General features: G+C 70.3%; 20 protein-coding genes. 9 read left to right on the plus strand and 11 right to left on the minus strand.

Going from position 1 to position 23,672, the window contains the following annotated elements; genetic code table 11:
• Nucleotides 1–39: 39 nt before the first annotated feature.
• Complete coding sequence (locus PCA76_RS08610) at nt 40–1,002, minus strand: TIGR03557 family F420-dependent LLM class oxidoreductase (RefSeq protein ID WP_272616526.1); 963 nt, start codon at nt 1,000–1,002, stop codon at nt 40–42.
• A gap of 376 nt (nt 1,003–1,378) precedes the next feature.
• On the opposite strand from PCA76_RS08610, the gene PCA76_RS08615 reads away from it, so the two are divergent.
• A complete protein-coding gene (locus PCA76_RS08615; RefSeq protein WP_272616527.1) occupies nt 1,379–2,740 on the plus strand; it encodes a cellulase family glycosylhydrolase in 1,362 nt (453 codons plus the stop codon).
• Between the two features lie 55 nt (nt 2,741–2,795).
• Here PCA76_RS08615 and PCA76_RS08620 read toward each other — a convergent pair whose 3' ends face one another.
• The 7 genes from PCA76_RS08620 to PCA76_RS08650 all read right to left on the minus strand — a co-directional run bounded on the left by PCA76_RS08620 (nt 2,796) and on the right by PCA76_RS08650 (nt 10,489).
• Nucleotides 2,796–3,116 carry a DMT family transporter gene (locus tag PCA76_RS08620; protein ID WP_272616528.1) on the minus strand — a complete coding sequence of 107 codons (321 nt, stop codon included), beginning with the start codon at nt 3,114–3,116 and terminating at the stop codon, nt 2,796–2,798.
• A 275-nt stretch (nt 3,117–3,391) separates the two neighbouring features.
• Nucleotides 3,392–4,642, minus strand: coding sequence for an RNA polymerase sigma factor (locus PCA76_RS08625; protein WP_272619260.1), 1,251 nt, complete (start codon nt 4,640–4,642; stop codon nt 3,392–3,394).
• 3 nt (nt 4,643–4,645) lie between these two features.
• Nucleotides 4,646–5,029 (minus strand): YciI family protein, encoded by a 384-nt coding sequence (locus tag PCA76_RS08630; protein WP_272616529.1) that lies wholly within the window; start codon nt 5,027–5,029, stop codon nt 4,646–4,648.
• 110 nt (nt 5,030–5,139) lie between these two features.
• Nucleotides 5,140–7,275, minus strand: a complete 2,136-nt coding sequence (locus PCA76_RS08635) for an alpha-galactosidase (RefSeq protein ID WP_272616530.1) — start codon at nt 7,273–7,275, stop codon at nt 5,140–5,142.
• Nucleotides 7,272–8,186: a carbohydrate ABC transporter permease gene (locus PCA76_RS08640; protein WP_272616531.1), complete on the minus strand. Its 915-nt coding sequence runs from the start codon at nt 8,184–8,186 to the stop codon at nt 7,272–7,274. The genes PCA76_RS08635 and PCA76_RS08640 overlap by 4 nt, the downstream gene beginning before the upstream one ends.
• Nucleotides 8,183–9,139, minus strand: a complete 957-nt coding sequence (locus PCA76_RS08645) for a carbohydrate ABC transporter permease (RefSeq protein ID WP_272616532.1) — start codon at nt 9,137–9,139, stop codon at nt 8,183–8,185. Before PCA76_RS08645 ends, PCA76_RS08640 begins: the two co-directional genes overlap by 4 nt.
• Nucleotides 9,140–9,160: 21 nt before the next feature.
• Nucleotides 9,161–10,489, minus strand: a complete 1,329-nt coding sequence (locus tag PCA76_RS08650) for an ABC transporter substrate-binding protein (protein ID WP_272616533.1) — start codon at nt 10,487–10,489, stop codon at nt 9,161–9,163.
• A gap of 284 nt (nt 10,490–10,773) precedes the next feature.
• Between PCA76_RS08650 and PCA76_RS08655 the strand changes: the two genes are divergently transcribed.
• The 4 genes from PCA76_RS08655 (at nt 10,774) to PCA76_RS08670 (ending at nt 15,695) form a co-directional block, all read left to right on the plus strand.
• Entirely contained in the window at nt 10,774–12,777 is a 2,004-nt protein-coding gene (locus PCA76_RS08655; protein ID WP_272616534.1) for a beta-galactosidase, read from the plus strand.
• A gap of 36 nt (nt 12,778–12,813) precedes the next feature.
• Nucleotides 12,814–13,590 carry a DeoR/GlpR family DNA-binding transcription regulator gene (locus PCA76_RS08660; protein WP_272616535.1) on the plus strand — a complete coding sequence of 259 codons (777 nt, stop codon included), beginning with the start codon at nt 12,814–12,816 and terminating at the stop codon, nt 13,588–13,590.
• A 125-nt stretch (nt 13,591–13,715) separates the two neighbouring features.
• A complete protein-coding gene (locus tag PCA76_RS08665) occupies nt 13,716–14,618 on the plus strand; it encodes a HEAT repeat domain-containing protein (protein WP_272616536.1) in 903 nt (300 codons plus the stop codon).
• A gap of 126 nt (nt 14,619–14,744) precedes the next feature.
• On the plus strand, nt 14,745–15,695 hold the full coding sequence (locus PCA76_RS08670) for a sporulation protein (protein WP_272616537.1): 951 nt from the start codon (nt 14,745–14,747) through the stop codon (nt 15,693–15,695).
• Nucleotides 15,696–15,759: 64 nt separating this feature from the next.
• Here PCA76_RS08670 and PCA76_RS08675 read toward each other — a convergent pair whose 3' ends face one another.
• Entirely contained in the window at nt 15,760–16,131 is a 372-nt protein-coding gene (locus PCA76_RS08675; protein ID WP_124775572.1) for a hypothetical protein, read from the minus strand.
• A 392-nt stretch (nt 16,132–16,523) separates the two neighbouring features.
• Here PCA76_RS08675 and PCA76_RS08680 point away from each other — a divergent pair, with 392 nt between their 5' ends.
• Entirely contained in the window at nt 16,524–16,946 is a 423-nt protein-coding gene (locus PCA76_RS08680) for a hypothetical protein (RefSeq protein WP_272616538.1), read from the plus strand.
• Nucleotides 16,947–17,024: 78 nt separating this feature from the next.
• Here PCA76_RS08680 and PCA76_RS08685 read toward each other — a convergent pair whose 3' ends face one another.
• Nucleotides 17,025–19,319, minus strand: a complete 2,295-nt coding sequence (locus tag PCA76_RS08685) for a HelD family protein (protein ID WP_272616539.1) — start codon at nt 19,317–19,319, stop codon at nt 17,025–17,027.
• A 146-nt stretch (nt 19,320–19,465) separates the two neighbouring features.
• Here PCA76_RS08685 and PCA76_RS08690 point away from each other — a divergent pair, with 146 nt between their 5' ends.
• Nucleotides 19,466–20,101, plus strand: a complete 636-nt coding sequence (locus PCA76_RS08690; protein ID WP_272616540.1) for an SGNH/GDSL hydrolase family protein — start codon at nt 19,466–19,468, stop codon at nt 20,099–20,101.
• A 71-nt stretch (nt 20,102–20,172) separates the two neighbouring features.
• Here PCA76_RS08690 and PCA76_RS08695 read toward each other — a convergent pair whose 3' ends face one another.
• A complete protein-coding gene (locus PCA76_RS08695) occupies nt 20,173–21,315 on the minus strand; it encodes a LolA family protein (RefSeq protein WP_272616541.1) in 1,143 nt (380 codons plus the stop codon).
• 95 nt (nt 21,316–21,410) lie between these two features.
• Between PCA76_RS08695 and PCA76_RS08700 the strand changes: the two genes are divergently transcribed.
• A complete protein-coding gene (locus PCA76_RS08700; RefSeq protein ID WP_272616542.1) occupies nt 21,411–22,067 on the plus strand; it encodes a response regulator transcription factor in 657 nt (218 codons plus the stop codon).
• Nucleotides 22,068–22,141: 74 nt separating this feature from the next.
• Nucleotides 22,142–23,524: a sensor histidine kinase gene (locus PCA76_RS08705; protein ID WP_272619262.1), complete on the plus strand. Its 1,383-nt coding sequence runs from the start codon at nt 22,142–22,144 to the stop codon at nt 23,522–23,524.
• The last annotated feature ends 148 nt before the right edge of the window (nt 23,525–23,672 follow it).

The following is a 23,672-nucleotide window of genomic DNA, read 5'->3' on the forward strand; positions in this document are numbered from 1 at the left end:
GTCGGGTCGACCCGCGCGACCGACGGCGCAGACCTCGGCTCACAGCTCGCGCAGCCGGGGTAGTAGCTGCTCCTGCGCCCAGTCCAGGAACATCGGCTGGGTCTCGCCACCCACCTGCACGATCGCGACGTGGGTGAAGCCGGCGTCGACGAACTTGCGGAACGCCTCGACGTGCGCCTCGACGTCGGGGCCGCAGGAGATGCCCTCGGCGACGTCCTCCTCCCGGACGAACTGGGTGGCGGCGGCGAAGGACTCCGGGCCGGGCAGGTCGGCGTTGACCTTCCACCCCATCCCGAACCAGCGGAACTGGTCGTGCACGATCTTGCGGCATTCCGCCTCGTCGGGGCCGTAGCAGATGGCCACCTGCCCGTAGCGGGGCTGGCCGGCGCCCCCGGCGTCGTCGTACATCTCGATGATGCGCCGGTCGGGTTCGGTGGAGATGATGCCGTTGCCGTACTCGGCGGCCAGCGTCGCGGACTGTCGACCGGACGCGGCGACGGCCATCGGCACCGGCCGTTCCGGGCGGTCCCAGATGTAGGCGTCGGGCACGTCGAAGTGGTTGCCGGAGAAGGTCAACGTCTCCCCGTTGAGCAGCGGCCGGATGATCTGCAACGCTTCCTCGAACATCTCGTGCCGCTGCTGCACGTGCGGCCAGCCGCCGACCACGTGCTCGTTCAGGTTCTCCCCGGCGCCCAGACCGAGCGTGAACCGACCGTCCGAGAGCGCCCCGATCGTGCTGGCCTTCTGCGCGACCACGGCCGGGTGGTAGCGGCGGATCGGGCAGGTCACGAAGGACATCAGCTGCGCGCGGGAGGTGGCGTGGGCGACCGCGCCGAGCACCGACCAGGCGTACGGGGAGTGGCCCTGGGAGTCCAGCCAGGGGTAGTAGTGATCGGACATCACCAGCTGGTCGAAGCCGGCCGCCTCGGCGCGTACCGCATGGTCAACCAGTTGCTTCGGACCGGCCTGCTCGCTCATCAGGGTGTAGCCGACGCTGACCATCCTGGTATCCCCTTTCACTGACGGATCGTTCCCGGGATACCCAGGTCGGCAGCGGTCAACCCTCCCGTCCGGTTCGGCACTGGTGGTGCTTGACGGATCGCGGCGACCTGCCTACCGTCGCTCTTAACCGGTTAAGAGCCGGGTGTGGCGCACATCCTGTGGTGGGGATGATCGCCCCGCGACGGCCCGCGTTCTCGTGGGCCGTTGCGGCTGTCCGGAGCCCGGGTCTGCCAACTGAACCGGTTGCGAGGACCCATCCATCGTCCTACGCTGATGCGTGCGCGCCGGGAGTTGGGCGCGGCTGCCGGGCTGCAGCCGCCTTCCCTTGTCACGTCCCACCCCTGTCGGGCACCGGGGGTTCTCCCTGAGGAAGGCCATGAAGACTCGACTCTCCGCCGCCGGCGCGACCCTGCTCGCGTTGCTCGTCGCCGTGCTGGCGTTCGGCCAGCCGGCGCACGCCGCGGCAGGTTTCTCCGTCGCGGGCGGCAAGTTGTACGACGCCAACGGCACCGAATTCATCATGCGCGGCGTCAACCACGCGCACACCTGGTACCCGCAGCAGACCAGCTCGTTCGCCGACGTCAAGGCGCTCGGCGCGAACACCGTGCGGGTGGTGCTCTCCAGCGGCGACCGGTGGACCCGCAACACCAACGCCGACGTCGCCAACGTCATCTCGCTCTGCAAGGCCAACCGGCTGATCTGCGTGCTGGAGGTGCACGACACCACCGGGTACGGCGAGCAGAGCGGAGCGATCACCCTCGCCCGCGCCGTCGACTACTGGCTCAGCCTCGCCGACGTCCTCGCCGGCCAGGAAAGATACGTCATCGTCAACATCGGCAACGAGCCGTACGGCAACCAGAACTACGCCTCCTGGGCCACCGACAACGCCAACGCGATCAAGCGCCTGCGCACCGGCGGGCTGACCCACACCATCATGGTGGACGCGCCGAACTGGGGGCAGGACTGGTCGTTCACCATGCGCGACAACGCCGCGTCGGTCTTCGCCGCCGACCCGGCACGCAACACCGTCTTCTCCATCCACATGTACGGGGTGTTCGACACCGCGGCGGAGATCAGCGACTACCTGGGCCGATTCCGCGCCGCCGGGCTGCCCATCGTGGTCGGTGAGTTCGGCTTCAACCACTCCGACGGGGACCCGGACGAGGACACCATCCTCGCGTACAGCCAGGCGAACGGGATCGGCTGGCTGGGCTGGTCATGGAGCGGCAACGGCGGTGGCGTGGAGTATCTGGACCTCGCCACCGCCTTCAACCCCGCCAACCTGACCACCTGGGGCCAGCGGCTCTTCAACGGCGCCAACGGCATCCGACAGACCGCCCGGCAGGCCAGCGTCTTCGACAGCATCCCCCCGCCGACCACGCCCCCGCCCACGACGCCCCCGCCCACCACCCCGCCACCGACCACGCCCCCGCCGTCTGGTGGGTGCACCGCGACGTACACGATCGTCAACTCGTGGCAGGGCGGCTTCCAGGGTGAAGTGCGGGTGACCGCCGGCGCCAGAGCGATCACCGGCTGGACCACCGGGTGGACCCTCTCCAACGGTCAGAGTGTCACCCAGTCCTGGAATGTGGCCCTCACCAGCAGCGGAAACACGGTGACCGCGCGCAACGTGGACTACAACGGACGGCTGGCCGCCGGTGCCAGCACCAGCTTCGGCTTCATCGGCAGTTGGAACGGCACCAACGTCACGCCGGCGGTGAGCTGCACGGCGAGCTGACTACCGGACCGGTGGTCGGGTCCGCGATGGACCCGGCCACCGGAACCCATCCTGGTCAGTGCTCCCCGGCCAGGTTGACGATGGCCACCCCAGCGATGATCAACGCGATGCCGGTGAGCTTGGCCAGCCCGACCGGCTCGCCCAGGAACGCCGCCCCGATCGCCACGATGGTGGCGGTGCCCAGGCCCGACCAGAGGGCGTACGCGACGCCCACCGGGATCTCCTTGACGGCCTGGGCCAACAGAAGAAACGCGACCAGGTAACCGGCGATGCAACCCAGCGTCGGCCAGAGGCGGCTGAACCCGGCAGTGCTCTTGAGCAGACTGGTCGCCAACACCTCGGCAAGGATGGCAATCCCCAGCAGTACATACGCCATGCGGTACTCAGTCCTCATCGCCCAACGGGAAACTCGTCGCTCGTCAGGCTAGCGCCGCCGCCCGCCGCCGCCCGCCGCCGCCCGCCGCCGCCCGCCGGCGTGGTCCGGCTCCAGTCCTCGTCGATCTAGGGCGTATCGCTGCTAGTGGATCTCGAACCACGACGATATGCCCTAGATCGACGAGGGTGGGTGGGTGGCGTGGCGTGGCGTGGCGTGGCGTGGTGCGCGCGCGTTGGGAGGTCCAGATGTTGTCCAATCGGCCGTGCTGGGCACGGTTATGGAAGGTGGCCTAGTTGGGCGGCCCTCATGGTGAGGTAGCGCTGCTCGGGAAGGCTGCTCGTCCGCTGGGCTGCGACTCGGTAGTCGGCGATCGCACGGGCAGTGTCACCGGCCATTTCGTGCAGGTGCGCGCGGGCGGCGGGTAGCCGGTGGTGTCCCGCCAGTCGGGGGTCGTCGGCCAGTGCGTCGAGGGCGGCGAGGCCGGCCGTCGGGCCGTACACCATGGCGGTTGCCACGGCTCGGTTGAGAGCCATCACCGGGCTGCCAGCGAGCCGTTCCAACACCCCGTAGAGCGCCAGGATCTGCGGCCAGTCGGTCTCACCGGTGCTGGGCGCCTCGTCGTGCAGGGCGGCGATGGCGGCCTGCACCTGGTAGGGACCGATCGGCCCACGCGGCAGCGCCCGGGTGACCAGTGCGACGCCCTCGGCGATCGCCGCCGCGTCCCAGCGGCTGCGGTCCTGATCGGCCAGTGTGATCAGCTCGCCAGAGGGCCCGGTCCGCGCCGGGCCGCGCGCCTCGGTGAGCAGCATCAACGCCAGCAGTCCGGCCGATTCGCTGTCGTCGGGCAGCAGCGTGTGTAGCGCGCGGGTCAGCCGGATCGCCTCCGCCGCGAGGTCGATCCGGCGCAGGTCCGGGCCGGCGGTGCTGGTGTGCCCCTCGGTGAAGACCAGGTAGAGCACCTGCCGGACGGCCGTCAACCGGTCGGCCCGCTCCGCCGGCTCGGGCATCCGGAACGGCAGCCCGGATGCGCGGATGCGGTGCTTGGCCCGGCTGATCCGCTGTGCCATGGTCGCCTCGGGCACCAGGAACGCGCGGGCGATCTCGGCGGTGCTCAGCCCGCCGACGGCGCGCAGGGTCAGCGCCACGGCCGACGTCGGGGCGAGCGCCGGGTGGCAGCAGAGCATCAGCAGGACCAGGGTGTCGTCCCGCTCGGCGGTCAACTCCTCGTCCGCGGCCGGTGCGTGCTGTCGGTCGTCCGGGTCCCGGCGGGCGACCAGGTCCTCCCTGCGGCGTCGGGCCTGCTCGCCGCGAATCAACTCGATCATCCGGCGGTAACCGACCTGGATCAGCCAGCCGCGTGGGTTTGCCGGTAGCCCGTCGACCGGCCACTGGCTGACGGCGGCCAGCAGCGCCTCCTGCACCGCGTCCTCGGCGGTGGCGAAGTCACCGAAACGACGGGCGAGCACGCCGAGGACCTGCGGCGCCAACTCGCGCAGCAGGTCCTCGATGCGGGGATCGGTGGTCAGCCCTCACAGCTCCTGGGGTGGTGCGGACATCACCGGGTGCACCTCGATCGGCATGTTCAGCGGCCGGCCGCCGGGGCCGGGTGCGGTGGAGATGTACGCGGCCAGCTCCACCGCCCGCTGCGGGCTGTCGCAGTCGACGATCCAGAAGCCGGCGAGGAACTCCTTCGTCTCGGCGAATGGCCCCTCGGTGACCACCGGCGTCCCGCCCTCACCGGCGCGGACGATCCGGGCCTGCTGTGGGCCGCCGAGGCCCTGCCCGTCGACCCACTCCCCGGCGGCGGTGAGCTTGCTGTTGACCTCGCCCATGAACGCGATGTGCGCCTGGACCTCCTGCGGGGTCCAGGTGTCGAGGCCCGGGAAGTCGGTCCCGGCGGCGCTGAACTGCATCAGCAGATGTACTTCATGGTTCGCTCCTCACGCCTGCGCACCCTCGTCGGTGCTCTCACCCTGAGGTAGAAGCAGGCGGCACCGTTCTCGACACTCCGACCGAAGAATTCTTAGCCGACCTCGGTGACCTCCAGCACCAGGCTCTGCTCCGGGTGCAGCGCGGGCAGTTGCACACCCACCCGGGCCAACGCCGCTCCGCTGAGCGTGACACCGCTCGCCAGCCAGGGCGGCGCGGAGCGGTCGATGGTCGCCGGGGGCGGTACGTCCGACACCGGCCGCACCCGGTAACGCCGGTTCAGGTCGAGGCCGGGAAGCCGTACCGCGCCCGGGGTCTGCGTCACCGAGGTGGCCAGCCGTGCCACCGCGTACACCGCCCGGGTGTGGTCGTGATCGACCACGCCGTGCGCCCAGACGGCCGGGTCCGGGTGGTCGACCCGGACCACCCGGCCAGCGTGCAGCAGTGAGCGCAGCCGCTTGTGCAGTGCCACCCAGGCGGCCAGTTCGGTCTGCTCGGCAGCGCTGATCGACGCGATGTCCCACTCGATGCCGTGGTGGCCGAAGAGCGCGGTCGCGGCCCGGAAGCCCAGGTCGTGCACCCGGTTGGTGGTGTGCGAGCGTTCCGGGCCGACGTGCGTGCCGACCAGCTCAGGTGGCAGCAGCAACCCGGTCCAGCGCTGAATGCTGAGCCGTTCCAGGGCGTCGTTGCAGTCGCTGGCCCAGACCCGGTCGGTGCGGGCCAGGATGGCCAGGTCCACCCGGGCGCCGCCCGACGAACAACTCTCGATCTCCACGCCGGGGTGCCGGCGGCGCAGCTCGTCGAGGAGCCGGTAGACCGCGAGGGTCTGCCCGTGCACTCCGGGGCGGCCGTGATGCCCGGCCTCGGTGAGGTCCCGGTTGTGGTCCCACTTGAGGTACCTGATGCCGGGATGGTCGGTGAGCAGTGCGTCGAGGCGTTCCAGCAGGTAGTCGTACGCCTCCGGGCGGCCCAGGTCGAGTACCTGCTGGTTGCGCCAGGCCGGCGGCAGCCGCCCCGGTACGGCCAGCAGCCAGTCGGGGTGCACGCGGAACAGGTCGGAGTCGGGGTTGACCATCTCCGGCTCGACCCACAGGCCGAACTCCAGGCCCCGACCGGTCACGTGGTCGATCAGCGGATGCAGGCCGTCGGGCCACACGCCCTCGTCGACGTACCAGTCGCCGAGCCCGGCGGTGTCGTCGCGCCGGCCCCGGAACCAGCCGTCGTCGAGCACGAACCGTTCCACACCGATCTGCGCGGCCCGGTCGGCGAGCGCCCGCAGCCGGTCCAGGTCGTGGTCGAAGTAGACCGCCTCCCAGACGTTGAGGGTCACCGGGCGGGGGGAGCGCGGGTGCCCGGGCCGGGCCCGCAGATGCGTGTGCAGCACGTCGCTGAGCCCGTCGAGCCCGGTGTCGGACCAGACCGCGTAGAGCAGGGGAGTCTCGTACGACTCGCCGTGACCGAGCCGGATCTCGCCCGGGGCCAGCAACTCGCCGCCGCCGAGGGTCGACTCGCCGGTGGGCCGACGCTCGGCGAAGGTGACATGGTCGCCGCTCCACGCGGTGTGCACCGCCCAGACCTCGCCGTGGCCGAAGCCGAACCCGGCGGTGCCCGCCACCAGCAGCAGGGTGGCGTCGTGCCCGGTACGCCCGTGCCGGCCCTCGCGGACCCAACTGCCCTGCTGCCATGGATGCCGCTGCGGGGACCGTTCCCGGCACCACCGGCCGGTCAGGTCGAGCAACTCGGTGGCGACCGCCGGCACCGGCAGCACCGGGGTCAACTCCCGCAGCTCGTATTCGCCGTCGCCGTCGTTGCGCAGCCGGTGGCGGATGGTCAGCAGGCCGTGTGGGTCCAGCGCGATCTCGATGGTCAGGGCCAGACCGGCGGCCGGGTCCGACGCCCGCACGGTCACCCGTGCCGCGCCCGGGTCGATGTCGTCCACGTCGAGTCCGTCGAGGCGGAAAGAAGTGGACCAGTCCCGGCCGTCGCGGTGCCCGGCCAGGCCCGGCCGGCCGCTCCAGCCGGCGCTCGGCTCCGGCAGCAGCGACAACACGGTGGGCTCGTCGAAGCTGCTCGGCACCACCGGCGGTACGGTCGCGTCCGCGAGCTGGCGCAGGCCCTCGTCGTCGAGGTCGCCGACGTCGCCGCCCCAATGCACGACCCGGGGCAGCCCCGGGCCGCCCGCGTCGAGCACCAGACTGGTCCGCGCGCGGCGCAGGTGCAGGATGGTCATCCCTTTGAGGCTCCCAAGGTCAGGCCCCGGACGAAGTGCCGCTGGAGCATAAAGAAGATCACCAGGGTGGGGATCGCGACGAGCACGCTGCCCGCCGAGACCAGGTTGTTGTCGGTGAAGAACTCGCCGCGCAGGTTGTTGAGCGAGCTGGTGACCGGGAACTTGTCGCCGGTACGCATCAGGACGGTGGCCCAGAAGAACTCGTTGTAGATCCAGGTCACCTCCAGGGTCGCCAATGCGGCCAGGGCCGGCCGGCACAGGGGCATGGTGACCTGCCAGTACTGTCGCCAGATGCTCGCCCCGTCGACCATCGCCGCCTCGTACAGGTCGCGGGGCAGCGCCTTCATGTAGTTGCTGAGAACGAAGACGCAGAAACCACACTGGAAGGCGACATTGATCAGAATCAGGCCCCAGTAACTGTCGTAGAGCAACTCCGAGTCGCTCATGAACTCCGGCAACGGCACCTCGGTGAACAGCCGGAACAGCGGGATGAGCAGCGCCTGCTGGGGTAGCAGGTTGGCCGCGGTGAACACCCCGAGCAGCACGATGTTGAGCTTCCAGCTGAACCGCGCGATGACGAACGCCACGCACGAGGCGAGGAAGAGGGTCAACAGCACCGCCGGCACGGTGATGTACACCGAGTTGAGGAAGTGTTGGCCGAACTCCGCCGTCTTCCAGGCGGTGACGTAGTTGTCGAAGGTCCAGCCGCCGAACGAGACGTAACCGTTGGCGGCGGTGTAGTCGTACGAGCGCAGCGAGGTCAGCACCGCCCAGGCGATCGGGAAGAGCCAGACCAGCGCGACGACGATGAGGAAGCCGTGCAGCAGCACCCGCAGCGGGGTCAGCTTGCGGCGGCGCGGCTGCGCGTCGGGTCCGCCCTCGGGACGCCGGGTGGTGGTCGCGGTGCTCATTCCCGGTTCTCCCTCATCACGGTCGCCAGGTAGATGGTGATGAAGACCAGCGAGACGATCAGCATGATCGTCGCCAGTGCCGAGCCGAACCCGATCCGGCTCGCCTCACCCACCACGTTCTGGGTGACCAGCGCGGAGATCAGCTCCAAACCGTTGCGGCCCTTGTTGACGACCCAGACCAGGTCGAACGCACGCAGCGACTCGATCACCGTCACCACGAGCACGATGATGTTGATCGGCCGTAGCACCGGGAACACCACCCGGAAGAAGGTCCGGCTCTCCGACGCGCCGTCGACCGCGGCGGCCTCCCGCAGTGACGGGTCGACGCCCTTCAGCCCGGCCAGGTAGAGCAGCATGATGTAGCCGACGTGCCGCCAACCGGAGGCGATCAGGACCGCCCAGATGTTGACGCTCGAGTCGCCGTACCAGTCGATGCTGCTGCCGAAGACGGCGTTGATCAGCCCTTGGTCGCGGGAGTAGAGCAGCTGCCAGACGAAGCCGATCAGCGCCAGCGAGAGCACCACCGGCAGGTAGAGCGCTGTCTGGTAGAAGCGGCCGCCGCGCAACTCCTTGTCGAGCAGGACGGCCAGGAACATGCCGAACGGGGTGGCGACCACGAACAGCGCCGCCAGCCAGAGCAGGTTGTGCTGGATCGCCGGCACGAACGGCGGGTAGATGTTCACCACGTCGCTGTAGTTGCGGACGCCGACGAACTCGATCTCGTTGATTGGGCCGATGCCGTCCCAGTTGGTGCCGGAGAGCAGCACGGTGGCCGCCGCCGGCAACCAGACCAACCCGGTGACGAGCAGCAGCGGAACGAGCACCATCAGCGTGATGACCACGCGGTCGGTGCGGGACAGGAGCCGTAGCCGCCGGCGACGACCACCCGTGGAGGTGGTCGAGGCCGGCGGCGGCACGGCGCGATCCGCTTGGATCAGGGGCAGGTCGGACACGATGTCCTTCCCCTTCCGCCGTCAGTCAGTGAAGATCGACTTCTTCTGGTTCTCAATGGACGAGGTGAGCCCGCCGATGTCCTTGGGGTTCTTGATGAACTGCTGGAGCGCCGGGATGATCACCGTGGAGGCGAAGTCCGGCCGGGTGTCCCGGTCGAGGAACTGGGCAACCTCGGTGGCTGAGCCGACCAGCTCGGCCGCCTTCTTCTGCAGCGCCGTGTAGCCGCTGACGTCCGCGCCGGTGTTGGCGACCAGCGTGGCCGGGTCGTTCTTGACCGTGATGTCCGCAGCGGCCTTGCCACCCACGTACTCCAGCAGCTTCTCGGCGTTGGCCTTGTTCTTGGGCTTGCGGGCCATCATGTAACCGTCGATCGGTGCGTCCAGCGCCTTCGCTCCGATCGACGGGTCGATCTCCGGGAACGTGAAGAAGTCGAGGTCGCTCTGCTCCTCGTTGCTGAACTGCTGGCCGACGAAGAGACCGAGCATGTACATGCCGCTCTTCTTCTGCTGCAACGACTGCGCAGCCTCCTGCCAGGTCCGGCCGAGGCTGTCCGGCTGGTGCAGGGGGAGCAGGCCGGCCCAGGTGTCGAAGACCTTCTTGACCTTGTCGGAGGTCCAGGCCTCCTTGCCGGCCATCAGGTCGATGTGGAACTGGTAGCCGTTGATCCGCAGGTTGAGGATGTCGAAGGTGCCCATCGCCGGCCAGCCGTCCTTGTCGGCGAAGGCGATCGGGGTCAGGCCGTCCTTCTTCATCTGCGTGCTGAGCGCGGTGAGCTGGTCCAGGGTCGTGGGCACCTGGTAGCCGTACTGCTGCCACACCGACTTGCGGTAGAACATCGCCCACGGGTAGTAGGACGAGGGTACGAAGTACTGCTTGCCGTCGTCGCCGGTGGATGCCTTCTTGAAGGCGTCGGAGAAGCCGGAGAGCTTGCCCCACACGTCGCTGATGTCACCGGCCAGGCCCTTGGCGGCGAAGAAACGCATCCGGTAGCCGGCGAACCACATGAAGACATCGTCCGGCTTGCCCTGCAGGTAGTTGTTGATGTTCTCCTGGTACGTGTTGTGGTCGACCGTGTTGATCGCGGGCTCGACGCCGGACGAGGTCTTGAACCCGTCCATGACCTTGGCGATGACGTCCTTCGGCTTCGGGTCGGACTGGTTCGAGCCGACCGACACGTTCTTCGAGTCCGATGCGGAGCCGGAGTCGTCGCCGCAGCCGGCGAGCAGACCGGTGCCGAGCAGTGCGCCCGTGCCGGCCGCGCCGGCCAGCAGCGAGCGTCGGTTGATGCCGGCAACGGAGGGCGGTACGAGCCGAGCCAGGTACTCGGCTTGGGATTGGGGACGGGACATCTGTGCCTCCTGCGGATGAAGAGGTGCTACGCCCGAGGGCCGTCAGGGGTGGTGAAGGCGGATCCGGCGTCGTGATCACACATCGGGATCCACCGAGAATCCACATTGGCGAACACGAACGGCCATTGGGGCCTCAAGCTACCCCTCAGTCAGGCGCTGTCAAGAGGGCCGTTCGCCTTAGATAACCCAGTCGTGACACGCCTGTTATGTAGTAAACGTTGGAAGAGAAATCGATGTTGGAACCTGTTGACTTACGTGTCCTGGCAGGTGCACCCTCAGCTCTCATGCGGCGATGGCACGGTGACGGCATCTATTTCGGCGGCGACTACAACCCCGAGCAGTGGCCCGAGCAGACCTGGTCGGAGGACGTCGAGCTGATGCGCCGGGCCGGGGTCAACCTGGTCTCCGTCGGCATCTTCTCCTGGGCCCTGTTGGAGCCCGCCCCGGGCCGGTTCGAGTTCGGCTGGCTGGACCGGGTGCTGGACCTGCTGCACGAGGGCGGCATCCAGGTCGACCTGGCCACCGCCACCGCCAGCCCACCGCCCTGGCTGGCCCGGGCGTACCCGGAGACCCTGCCCCGTCGGGCCGACGGCGCGATCCTCTGGCCGGGCGGACGACAGGCGTACTGCCCCAGCTCGCCGGTGTTCCGCGAGCGGTCGCTGGAGCTGGTGCGAGCGGTCGCCGGCCGCTACGCCGCGCACCCCGCCGTGGTGATGTGGCACGTCTCCAACGAGCTGGGCTGCCACAACGTGCACTGCTACTGCGACGTCAGCGCCGAGGCGTTCCGAGGCTGGCTACGCGAGCGCTACGGCGACCTGGACCGGCTCAACGACGCCTGGGGCACCGCGTTCTGGAGCCAGCGCTACGGCGACTGGACCGAGATCAACCCGCCGCGCACCGCGCCGACCTTCGCCAACCCCACGCAGCAGCTCGACTTCCTGCGCTTCTCCTCCGACGAGCAGCGCGCCCAGTTGCGCGCCGAACGTGCGCTGCTGAAGACCCTGGTCCGCCAGCCGGTCACCACCAACTTCATGATCGGCACCGGGATCAAGCACATGAACTACCACTCCTGGGCCGACGACGTGGACCTCGTGTCCAACGACCACTATCTGACCGCCGCCGACCCGCAGTCGCACCTCGGGCTGGCGCTCGCGGCGGACCACACTCGCGGCGTCGCCGGCGGCGACCCGTGGCTGCTCATGGAGCACTCCACCAGCGCGGTCAACTGGCAGCCGCGCAACGTGGCCAAGCTGCCCGGGCAGCTGCGCCGCAACAGCCTCGCGCACGTCGCCCGTGGCGCCGACGGGGTGCTGTTCTTCCAGTGGCGCGCCTCCCGGGCCGGTGCCGAGAAGTTCCACTCCGCGCTGGTGCCGCACGCCGGGCCGGACACCAAGGTGTTCCGCGAGGTCTGCCAACTCGGCGCGGACCTCAAGGCGCTGGCCGAGGTACGCGGCAGTCGGGTCGACGCCGACGTGGCGATCCTGTTCGACTGGGAAGCGTGGTGGGGGGTCGAGTTGGATTCGCATCCCAGCGCCGACGTCCAGTACGCCGACCGGCTCAACGCCCTCTACGGCGCTCTGTGGCGGGCCGGCGTGACCGCCGACATCGTCCACCCGTCGGCCGACCTCGGCGGCTACCGGCTGGTCCTCGCACCGACCCTCTACCTGGTTCGGGACGCCGACGTCGAGGCACTGCACCGGTACGTCGAGGGTGGTGGCACCGCGGCGGTCACCTACTTCAGCGGCATCGTTGACTCCAACGACCACATCCGGCTGGGCGGCTACCCGGGCGCGTTCCGGGAGCTGCTGGGCGTACGGACCGAGGAGTTCTTCCCGCTGCGCGAGGGCGAGCAGGTCCGGCTGGACGACGGCAGCACCGCTGACGTGTGGACCGAGTGGCTGCACCCCGACGGCGCCGAGGTGCTGGCGTCGTACACCGATGGGCCCCTGCCGGGCGTGCCGGCGCTGACCCGGCATCCGGTCGGCGCGGGCGCGGCCTGGTATGTCGGCACCCGGCTGGACGAGCCGGCCACCGACCGGCTGGTCGCCCGGCTGCTCGACGAGGCCGGCGTCCGCCCGGCGGCGTCGGCACCGTCCGGTGTGGAGGTGGTACGCCGACGCGACGCCGAACGAAGCTGGCTGTTCGCGATCAACCACACCGACAATGAGGCACGGCTCCCGGTGAACGGCGTCGAGCTGTTGACCGGAGCACGATGCGCCGGTGAGCTGACGCTGCCGGCCGGCGAGGTGGCGGTCATCCGTGAGGATCGCACCGACGACCCGGCCTGATCCGACGACAGTCACGGCGCGAAGGAGGTTTCCCAGATGCTCGCCCAGCAGCGGCAGACCGCCATCCTCGATCTGATCCGCCAACGCGGCGGTGTACGGGTGAGCCAGCTGGTCAGTCGGTTCGGCGTGTCCGACATGACGATCCGGCGCGACCTGGAGGTGCTGGCCGAGCGCGGCCTGGTGGACAAGGTGCACGGCGGCGCGACGCTCGCCGGACCGGGTTCGGCCGAAGAACCCGGCTTCGCCGCGAAGTCGATCCGCCAGCAGGCGGAGAAGCGAGCCATCGCCGAGCGGGCGGCGACCATGGTGGAGCCGGGGATGGCCATCGCGCTCTCCGCCGGCACCACCACCGCCGCGCTTGCCACCCTGCTCTCCGACGTACGGGGGCTGACCGTGGTGACCAACTCGATCCCGGTGGCCGACGCGCTCTACCAGAACCCGCGCGCCGACCAGACGGTCGTGTTGACCGGCGGTATCCGCACCCCGTCGGACGCGTTGACCGGGCCGGTGGCCGAGGCGGCGATCAGCGCGCTCAACGTCGACCTGCTCTTCCTCGGCGTGCACGGTCTCAGCCCACGCACCGGGTTCACCACGCCGAACCTGCTGGAGGCCGGCGTCAACCGGTGCCTGATCGCCGCGGCCCGCCGGCTCGTGGTGCTCGCCGACCACACCAAGTGGGAAACCATCGGCATCGCCACCATCGCACCGTTGGAGGCCGCCGACGTGCTGATCACCGACGTCGGGCTGCCCGGGGATGCACGCACCACGATCGGCGAGCAGGTCGGCGAGTTGGTGGTCGTGGAGCCTGACTAGATGATCGACTCGGGTTCCTGGAAACCGGGGTATCCCAGTCGCATGGACACCCCGGTTTCCAGGAAGCAGAGTCGATCAGCTCCGGGGAGCTGCTGTCTCGGATCGCCAGTTCGGGTGAGGTGGCCGTGCGGCTGGCAGTCGGGCGGTGCGCCGATCCGGATGCCGTGGTGCGGGCGGTCGCCTGCGACCTGCTCGGCGTGGTGAGTGGCGTGCGTGAGGACGTACGCCGGGATGTGGTGGGAGCCCTGGTTACCTTGGCAGCTCGTGAGTCCGACCCGGCGGTGCACCTCGCTATGGCGCGTGCCGGGGGTGCCACCTGCGACCCCCGCGCCCTACCAGTTCTGCTCACTCTCGCCGGCAGCCCCGACACCGACGTACGTCTGCAGGTCGCGGTCGCGTTGTCGACGGTGCTGCTCGACGATCACCCGCCCGAGGCCGGCGTGACGGCATTGATCGTCCTGTGTGGCGATCCTGACGCTGAGGTACGCGAGTGGGCCACGTTCTCGCTCGGTTGGTCGACCACCGCAGACGGGTATGCGGTCCGGCAGGCGCTGTGGGACGGCACCCGCGACCTCGACCCGGGGGTGCGGGAGGAGGGTGCCCGAGGGCTGGCGCGGCGACGTGATGCGCGGGCGCTTCCGCTGGTACGCGAGTTGCTCGCGCACGACGAGGTCCACACGTTCACCTTCCAGGCCGCCGCGTACCTGGCAGACCCATCGGTGCTGCCGCTGCTGGAAGGGTTCGATCCCACCGCGGATGGCGTCGCCGAAGCTTTGCGGGAGTGTGACCCCGTGCTCCGTGCCGAGCGTGACGAGTCGGCGTCGCGGCTTTTGAACGCGGTCCACCTGCGTCGACCCGATCTGCAGGTCGCGATCTTCGGCAAACGGTGTGACCTCGGCCTGTACCTTGATGTAACCGACGGTTCGGACATCTCTGGCCACTGGTTCGTCGACGGACTACTCAAGCGCGCCGGGGGCGACCCAGACCGTGCGGCGGAGCTGGCGATCGCGGATGTGACCCTGACCTGATGCGCGCTCGACTGGCGCGACGCGCGCGACACTTCACAGCCACCTCACAGGGGTGCTGGATAGGGTGCCGTTCGAGTCAACGTCCGACTCCAACCTGGAGCGGTCGGCTGTCGCACAGGAGTTCCGATGGTTTTCAAGAAGATGTTGAGCGCGTTCGGTGTGGGCGGTCCGAGTGTGGACACCGTGCTGACCAACCCCAACACCAGGCCCGGTCTGACCCTCGACGGGCAGGTCAACCTCGTCGGTGGCGACGCCGAGGCAGCCATCGAGCAGGTGGTGATCGGCCTGGTCACCCGGGTCGAGGTCGAAGGACACGACACCGAGTACGCGGGCACGATGGAGTTCCACCGGATGGTGGTGAGCGGCCCGCTCCAGCTCGCCCCGAAGCAGCAGCTCTCGATCCCGTTCCAGCTGCCGGTGCCGTGGGAGACCCCGATCACCGACGTGTATGGCCAGCGCCTGCACGGCATGACGATGGGCCTGCGCACCGAGCTGGCGATTGCCCGCGCGGTCGACAAGAGCGACCTGGACCAGGTGGCGGTGCACCCGCTGCCGGTGCACGAGCGGATCCTGGAGGCGTTCCAGCAGCTCGGTTTCCGGTTCAAGCACGCCGACCTGGAGCGCGGTCACATCCGGGGTGTCCAGCAGACGCTTCCGTTCTACCAGGAGATCGAGTTCTTCGCCTCGCCGCAGTACGCGAGCACGATCAGGGAGGTCGAGCTGACCTTCGTGACGAGCCAGCGCGGCGTGGAGGTCATCCTGGAGTGCGACAAGCGCGGCGGGTTCCTCAGCGCCGGCCACGACGCCTTCGGTCGTTACCAGGTGGCGCACACCGATGCTGACCGGGTGAACTGGGCGCAGGTTGTCGATGGCTGGCTGCGCGAGACCACGTCCCGCTACGGCACCCTGCGCTCGCAGTACAGCCCGAGCCACGGGCACGGTCACAGCCGCGGGCACGGGATGGGTGGCATGGTGGCTGGCGCCGCGCTCGGCGTCGCTGGCGGCATGATCGCCGGCGAGATGATCGAGGACGCGTTCGAGGGCGATTTCGGCGGCGATTTCGGCGGCGACGAGTAGTCGTCCAGAGACGACGGTGGCCTCCGGGAGATTCTCCCGGAGGCCACCGCGCGCTGTGAACCGGTCAGTGCCGGGCCTTGCGCTCCTCGCTGCTGCGCCAGTTGCTGCCTGCCTTGGCGAGGCCACGGCTACCGAGGTAGCCAAGCGTCAGCAGGGTGATCAGGAACCAGGCGTTGTCGGCCCGGAAGATGTCCACCCCTGCGGAGTTCTTCCCGACGACCTGCGACGCGCCCAGTACGGCGGCCACCGCGATCAGGTAGATCCAGAACTCGGTGGTCTTGAATGCCTGCTTGGTTTCCGTACCGGGTGCCTGCATGTCGTTGCGACGCCCGTCGTGCATGACCGGCATCTGCTGCGTGTCCCGCATCGCGGCGGGATTCTGCGGGTCGTTCATCGGCCGGTTCATCGGCCTGGTGGAAGCAGCCTGCGTGCTCATCTGGTCCTCCTCAGGATGCGATGAGTCGTACTCTGCGTTCCCTCGCCCCGCTACCGCGTTTCGGCCACGGCACGGTTCGCAATCACGGCGGGGACACCCCCCGACTACCCGAGGCCCGGGAGCAGGTAACACCGATCGTCGGCCGGAAATTCGGCGGCGGTGGGGGAGGACAGTGTGTCAGCGCAGGTTGTTGGGCATCGTGCGGCTCAACCAGGAGGTCCGCGTCGTCGGTGCTGACGCCGTCATCACCTTCGGGTCGTGGCGCGTTGCCAGGCTCCGGACGTCCGGTCCCCGCCATTACGTCGGGTTCCCACGGGGTTCCGGTCGGCCGGGTTTGGCCTACCGGTGGCCGGGCACGCAGTCAGTTCCACAGCTTCTGCGAGGTGATGATCGTGCGTGAGGACGACATGCGGCAGGATGCCGCCCGCCAGGCCGAGGATCGGATCGCTGGCGGCGTGTACGGCAAGGGCGCCATCGACGAGGTGACGTTGCCCCGCACCGATGTGCAGAGCGAGATCCAGCGCGACGACCCGGACGATCCGGCGAAGGTGCGGGTCGATCCGCAGGTGCTGCGCGACGGCGGCCCCGTCGGGGGGCAGGGCGCAGTGACCACCACCGGTGGCACCGCCGGTCCGGCGAGCGTGCGCCGGGTCGCCCGGCAGCCGGAGCGGCACCGGGGCAAGGTCGCCCCGACGACGACCGGCGACGCCACCACCGGCGGCCTGAGCACTCCGATGAGCGGTGGCACCAGCGACCAGTCCACGTCCGCGACTGGTCCGGGCAAGACCGTCCGGGACAGGTCCATCAGCGACTGACCCGCCGAGCGATTCTGCCGCGCCGCCCCCGCCGAGCGACCACTCGGCGGGGGCGGCGCGGTTTGTCGGGGCTGAGGGTCAGTCGCGGGGGCGCAGGATGCCCAGGCGTTGGGTGGCACGGGTGAGCGCGACGTACAGGTCGCTGCGCCCGCGCGGCGACTCGGCCACCATCCGGTCCGGGTCGACGACCAGCACCGAGTCGAACTCCAGACCCTTGGCCTGCGCGACGGTCAGCACCACCACCCGGCTCTCCAGCTCCGGATGCTCGCCCACGGCGGCCTCCGGCAGGGCGGCGGTGACCGCCGTGCCCAACTCGCCGACCCGGCCGGCCGGCACGAGCACGCCGAGCCGGCCCTCGGTCAGCCCGGCCGCCTCCCGGGTGGCTGCCGCGACAAGTTCCGTCGCCAACTGCTCGTCGGGCACCGTCCGGTCCCACGGGGGTACGCCGCTCTCCCGCACCGAGCGCGGCGGTCGCAGCGCCGGGTCGATCTCGGCCAGCACGTCGGCGGCGACCGCCATGATCTCGGCGGGGGTGCGGTAGCTGACCGTGAGCTCGGTCAGCCGCCACCGCTGCGCGACGTACGGGGCGAGGGCGTCCGCCCAGGAGGGCGTGCCGCTGAGTGCGCCGGTCTGTGCGACATCCCCGACGATCGTCATCGACCGGCTCGGACAGCGGCGCATCAGCAGCCGCCAGGCCATCGGCGACAGTTCCTGTGCCTCGTCCACGATGACGTGGCCGAACGCCCAGGTGCGGTCGGCGGCGGCACGCTGCGCGGTGGTCAGCCGGTCGGCCTCTTCCTGCCGTTCCAGCAGCCGGTCCGCGTCGATCAGGTCGGTCACGCCGAGGATCTCGCCACCTTCGGCCTCGTCCTCGACGTCGATCGAGCGGGAACCCCGGGCGATTTCGAGCACACCCTCGGCGTACTCCCGTTCCATCACGCGGATGCGATCCCGCCGGGCGGCGGCGGCCCGCTCGTCCTCGCCGAGCAGTTCGGCAACCTCGTCCAGCAGCGGCACGTCGGCCGGCGTCCAGCCACCCGGCTCGCGGTGCAACAGCGCCCGCTCGCCGTCGGTGAGCATCGGCGCGGCGGCGGCGATCCGGTCCGGGTCGGCGTACAGGTCGGCGAGCAGGCGCTGCGGCGTGAGCACCGGCCACAGCCGGTCGAGGGCGGCCCGGATCTCCGATTCGTCGCGCAGCTCCCGGCGGATCTCGGCCCGGTCGGCCTCGTCGAGCAGGTTCTCCCCGCCCAGCGGGTCGGCGCCGATCCGTTCGGCCACCTGGTCGGCGAGCGCGTGCACGATCTCCACGTCGAACAGCGCGCGGGCCAGGTTGTGTGGCCGGTCGACGCGGCGTACCCGGTCCCGGGCGGTGCGCACGGTCTCCGGGTCGAGCGTCAGCGCCTCCCGTTCGACCTCGATCTCCAGCGGCTCGTCGGGCACCCACTGCCGGTCCCGGACGGCCAACGCCAGGACCTCGGCCAGCACCGCCCGGCCCTTGAGGGCGGCGGTCTCGGCCGGTTCGGTCCGCTGGGCGTTCACCCCGGGAAAGAGATCGCTCTGGGTACGCAGCAGCACGCCGGTCTCGGCCAGCGTCGGCAGCACCTGGGAGATGTAGCGCAGGAAGGTCGCGTTCGGGCCGACCAGCAGCACGCCCCGGCTGGAGAGTTCACGGCGGTGCGTGTAGAGCAGGTACGCCGCCCGGTGCAGCGCGACCGCGGTCTTGCCGGTGCCCGGGCCGCCCTGGACCACCATGACGCCGGGCAGTTCGGCGCGGATGATCTCGTCCTGTTCGGCCTGGATGGTCTCGACGATGTCGCGCATCCGGCCGGTACGGCCCGCGTTGAGCGCGGCGAGCAGCGACGCCTCACCGGTCAGGTCCTCGTGGGCGCCCGGGGAGGCCGAGTCGATGTCGAGCACCTCGTCGTTGAGGCCGGTCACCTTGCGCTGCCGGGTGCGCAGGTGCCGGCGGCGGCGTACGCCCTGGGAGTTGGCGGCGGTGGCGAGGTAGAACGGGCGGGCGGCGGGAGCCCGCCAGTCCATGAGCAGCGGGTCGTAGTCACCACTGGTGTCGAAGATGCCGATCCTGCCGATGTAGTGGCGGGAGTCGTCATCGCCGTCGAGACGGCCAAAGCAGAGCCCGTTCTCCACGGCGGAGAACTGCTCGACCTGATCGGCGTACATCGCTACCGAGCTGTCGCGCTGCGAGCGGTCCTGCAGGGTGCCGCCGGTGTTGCGCAGCTCGGCGGTGAGCCGGTGGGCGGCCTGCTCACGCAGCCCGTCCAGCCGGTCGTAGAGCATCGAGACGTACTCCTGCTCGCGACCGATCTCGTCGTCGAGCGGCAATTCGCCGGAACCGCCGGAGTGCCTTGACAAGCCGTCTCCCTAAAGATTAGAATCCTTTGCAGGAACGGCTTTAAGCCGTTCTTTTTTGTGCCCTCGAACTGTTGAAGATAGCGCGTTCCGCCGGTTCTCACCAAGCCGGGCAGGTCGGCGCGCCGGTGATCGCGAGGTGGCGGCGGATGATCCTGCGGACCGGGCAACGGGTGGTCTTCATCGGGGACAGCATCACCGATTGTGGTCGACGCGACGTCGCCGCGCCCTACGGCAGCGGATATGTGAGTCTCGTGCGCGCCATGGTCGACGCCCGGCACCCCGAGTTGGAGCTGGAGTGGGTCAACCGGGGTGTGGGCGGCGACACGGTGCGGGACCTGGCCGTCCGCTGGGATGACGACGCCATCGCGGAGCGCCCCGACTGGCTCTCCGTGCTGATCGGCATCAACGACATCTGGCGACGTTACGGCGACCGACCGGATGAGGCCGTCGGCATCGAGGAGTACGAGCGCACCCTGCGCGACCTGCTGCGTCGGGCGGTCGACGCCACCGGCTGCCGACTGATCCTCGGTGACCCGTTCTTCATCGAGGCCGACCGGAGCGTCCCGCAACGCGCCGACACCGACCGGTACGGAGCGGTCGTGGCGGGGCTGGCGACCGAGTTCGACGCGGTGCACGTGCCCAACCAGGCGGCGTTCGACCGGGTGCTGGCGGTGAGTCCGGCGACGCGTTGGGCCGACGACCGGGTCCACCCGTACCTGCCCGGCCACGCGGTTCTCGCCGACGCGTACCTCAGCGCCCTCGGCGTGACCGCCGCCCACTGACTGCGCCGCCGGCCGGAGAAGACGACGCGCCGGGCCGACCGTCAGGTCGACCCGGCGCGAACATCGGTGGATCAGCCGCGAGCGGCCTGGTAGAGCCGCTCCGGGGTGACCGCGCCGGCGAGCACCCGGCCGTCGTCGGTGAGCAGCACACTGAACAGCTTGCCGGTGAGCAGCCGACCGCTGCCCCAGTCACCACTGACCGCGGTCAGCCCGCCGAGCAGCTTGGACACGTCCACGTCCGGCAAACCGCCAGCCGGTGCGGCACCAGTCGCCGGCGTGGCCGGCTTCGCGCCGGTCGGCTTGCCGCCGAGGGGCCCGTCGAGGCGGGCGACCAGCACCGTGGTCCAGCCGGAGCCCACCGGGCGTACCTGCGGATCACCGGCGGGTGCGACGTGGCCGGGCTTGCCCGCGGCCGGCCGTTCGGCCTTCTCCTCGTTGACGGTCACGCCGGGCGGCGGGTTGAAGGTGAACTGGTCGGCGTCGGGGCGGCGGTAGTCGACCTGGGTGAAGGCCACCTCGAACGCCGGCTGGTCGCTGCCCTTCGCGAGGACCTCGAAGCGCAGCGGCACGTGCTGCTTGGCGTCGATGGCGATCCGCAGCTGGTGCACCAGCGAAGCACCGTCGCGCGGTTGGAGCACCAGCTCGTACGCGTCCTGGCCGGCCACGGTGGCCGAACGGCCGAGGCTGACCTCGGTGCTCGGGTCGATCGCGCCCAGTGCCAGGTCGGCGGCCTGCTGCGGAGTGGCCGGCATGCTCGGCATCGCCTCGGCAGCCGGCTTTCCGGCCCCGGCGTCACCGAGCGTGCGGTGGGTGGCGGTGTTGGTACGGCTCTGCCAGGTCCAGAGGTCCTGGCCGTTGCGGATCACGTCCTGCTCGCCGAGGGTGTCCAGCAGTGCGACTCGCTGCCGCTCGGGGCCGGAATACCAGACCCGCAGGGTGTGCGTACCGGTCAGCAGGGTGGTCAGCTCGTTGCCGGGGAGTAGCCCGGCGAGCGGCGGCAGGCCGAGGTCGGCGCGCTGCACGACGGTCCCGGACAGCCCTTCCAGCCTGGAGGTCTGTAGATCGACCAGGAGCTGGGCGGCGGTACGTGGCGGCAAGCTCGGCTCGGCCTCGGCGGCGAACGTGCCGATCGCCGCGCCTCCGCCGATGACGGCGACGGCGGCGGTGGCCGGGACCAGCCAACGAAGGACGGGACGGCTTCTCAGGACGGACATGGTGGCACCTCCTGCCGCCATCCTGCCCCCTCGGGCCTGTGAACGTGCTGAGGACGCCGAACCGCCACGATTGACCCGGGTGGCACCCTTGAGCTGTGCGGTTGCTGGTGGTGGAGGACGAGGCCCGGTTGGCGGCTGCCCTGCAACGTGGTCTGCAGGCGGAGGGGTTCGCCGTGGATGTGGCGGGGACCGGCCCGGCCGGCCTCGACGCGGCCCGGCACGGCGGGTACGACGCGATGATCCTCGACGTGATGCTGCCCGGCCTCTCCGGCTACGAGCTGGTTCGGCGGCTGCGAGCGGAGCAGCACTGGTTGCCGGTGCTGATGCTCTCCGCCAAGGACGGCGAGTACGACCAGGCCGACGGCCTCGACTGCGGCGCCGACGACTACCTGACCAAACCCTTCTCGTATGTGGTGTTGCTGGCCCGGCTACGGGCGCTGCTGCGCCGGGGCGCGCCGGAACGCCCGACGGTGCTGGCGGTCGGTGACCTGCGGCTGGACCCGGCCCGCCGACGGGTGACCCGGGACGACGCCGAGGTGGCGTTGACCGCGCGGGAGTTCGCGTTGCTGGACTACCTGATGCGCAGGCCCGGTCAGGTGATCTCCAAGATCGAGTTGTTGGACCATGTCTGGGACGCGAGCCTGGAGACCGCGCCGAACGCCGTCGAGGTGTATGTCGGCTACCTGCGCCGCAAGCTCGGCCGGGACCGGCTGGAGACCGTCCGGGGTGCCGGCTACCGGCTGGCGACGTGACCGCCGACGGCCCGATGCCCGCTCGCCGGGCCTGGCACGGCTGGATGCCGGTGCTCGGGCTGCGGGGGCGGCTCATGGCGATCGGAGTGTTCGGCCTCGCGGTCGGGCTGGCCCTGGGTGGGGTGGTGCTGCTCGGCGCTCTCGGCTTCGTGCTCCAGCGAACGGTCGACACCGAGGCGTTCCGGACCGCGGACGCGGTGGCCCTGCTCGCCGCCGAGGACGCGTTGCCCGACCCCCTGCCGGTGGCCGGCGGACAGGTCCGCGTGCAGGTCGTCGACGCTCAGGGGCGGATCAGAGCCGCCTCGATCGACGCTGACCGGCTGGTGCCGATGGTTCGCCCGGAGCGGCTGGAACGCGACCGTCGGCAGCGGCTGGAGGTGCCGGCTGAGCGAGTCGGGCTCGCCGGCCCGGTCCGCGTGGTCGCCGTACCCGCCGGCACCGCGGCCGACCCGCTCACCGTGCTGGTCGCCCGCTCGATGGCCGACGTGCGGCACAGCACCCACGTGGTCCGGGTCATTCTGCTGGTGGCGTTCCCGCTGCTGGTGGCGGGGCTGGCCGGGGTGGCGTGGCGGGTGGTGGGCGCGACTCTGCGGCCGGTCGAGGCGCTCCGTCGGGGTGCCGAGGAGATCACCGGACGGGCCGGCACCGGCCGACTCCCGGTGCCCGCATCAGCCGACGAGATCCACCGGTTGGCGGTCACCCTCAACGGCATGCTGGACCGGCTGGAATCCGCCCGGGTCCGCCAGCGGGCGTTCGTCTCCGACGCCGCACACGAGCTGCGCAGCCCGTTGACCAACATCCGGACCGAGCTGGAGGTGGCCGAGCGCCTCGCCGACCGGACGGACTGGACGGCGGTGACCGCCAACCTGCTCGCCGACACCGACCGGCTGAGCCGGTTGGTCGACGATCTTCTGCTGCTTGCCCGCCTGGACGAAGCTCCACCGGCCCGGTGGACCGGCCCGGTGGAGTTGGGTGCGCTGCTGGCCGAGGTCGCCGCCCGCTACCCGTCGCCGCCGGTGCGGGTGGCGCTCCCGCCGGGCCCGATCTGGACGACCGGCAACGTGGAGGAGCTGCGTCGCGTGCTGGCCAACCTGGTCGACAACGCGGTCCGGCACGCGTACGGCAGCGTCGTGGTCGCCGCCGAGGCGGCGCGGTGGACGGGCGTGCCTGGCGCCGGGGCGTACCACCTGGTGACGGTGACCGACGACGGCCCGGGTATTCCGGCGGCGGACCGGGAGCGGGTGTTCGACCGGTTCACCCGGCTGGATGACGGACGGGCCCGCGACGACGGGGGCGCCGGCCTGGGGCTGGCCATCGTTCGGGAACTGGTCCGACGCGCGGGCGGCAGCATCAGCCTGACCGACGCGGAGGAGCAGCAGGGGCTACGGGTGTGTCTGCTGCTGCCGGTGTCGCCGGCCGAGGAGGTCCGCCCTGAGCCGACAGTTGACGCGTTGTGATCGCGACGGGGCCCCCACCGACCTGCCCGTAGCCCCTTTGCTCTGCTTCAGCGGAGGCAACAGGCACGCTTCGTGGTCCTCGTCGAGATGCTGCCGAATCGGCTGATGCGATATTTCTGCTGCTTATGAGTGGTGTTTCCTGGAGTGA

This window comes from Micromonospora sp. LH3U1, assembly GCF_028475105.1.
In the GTDB taxonomy this organism is placed as follows: Bacteria; Actinomycetota; Actinomycetes; order Mycobacteriales; family Micromonosporaceae; genus Micromonospora.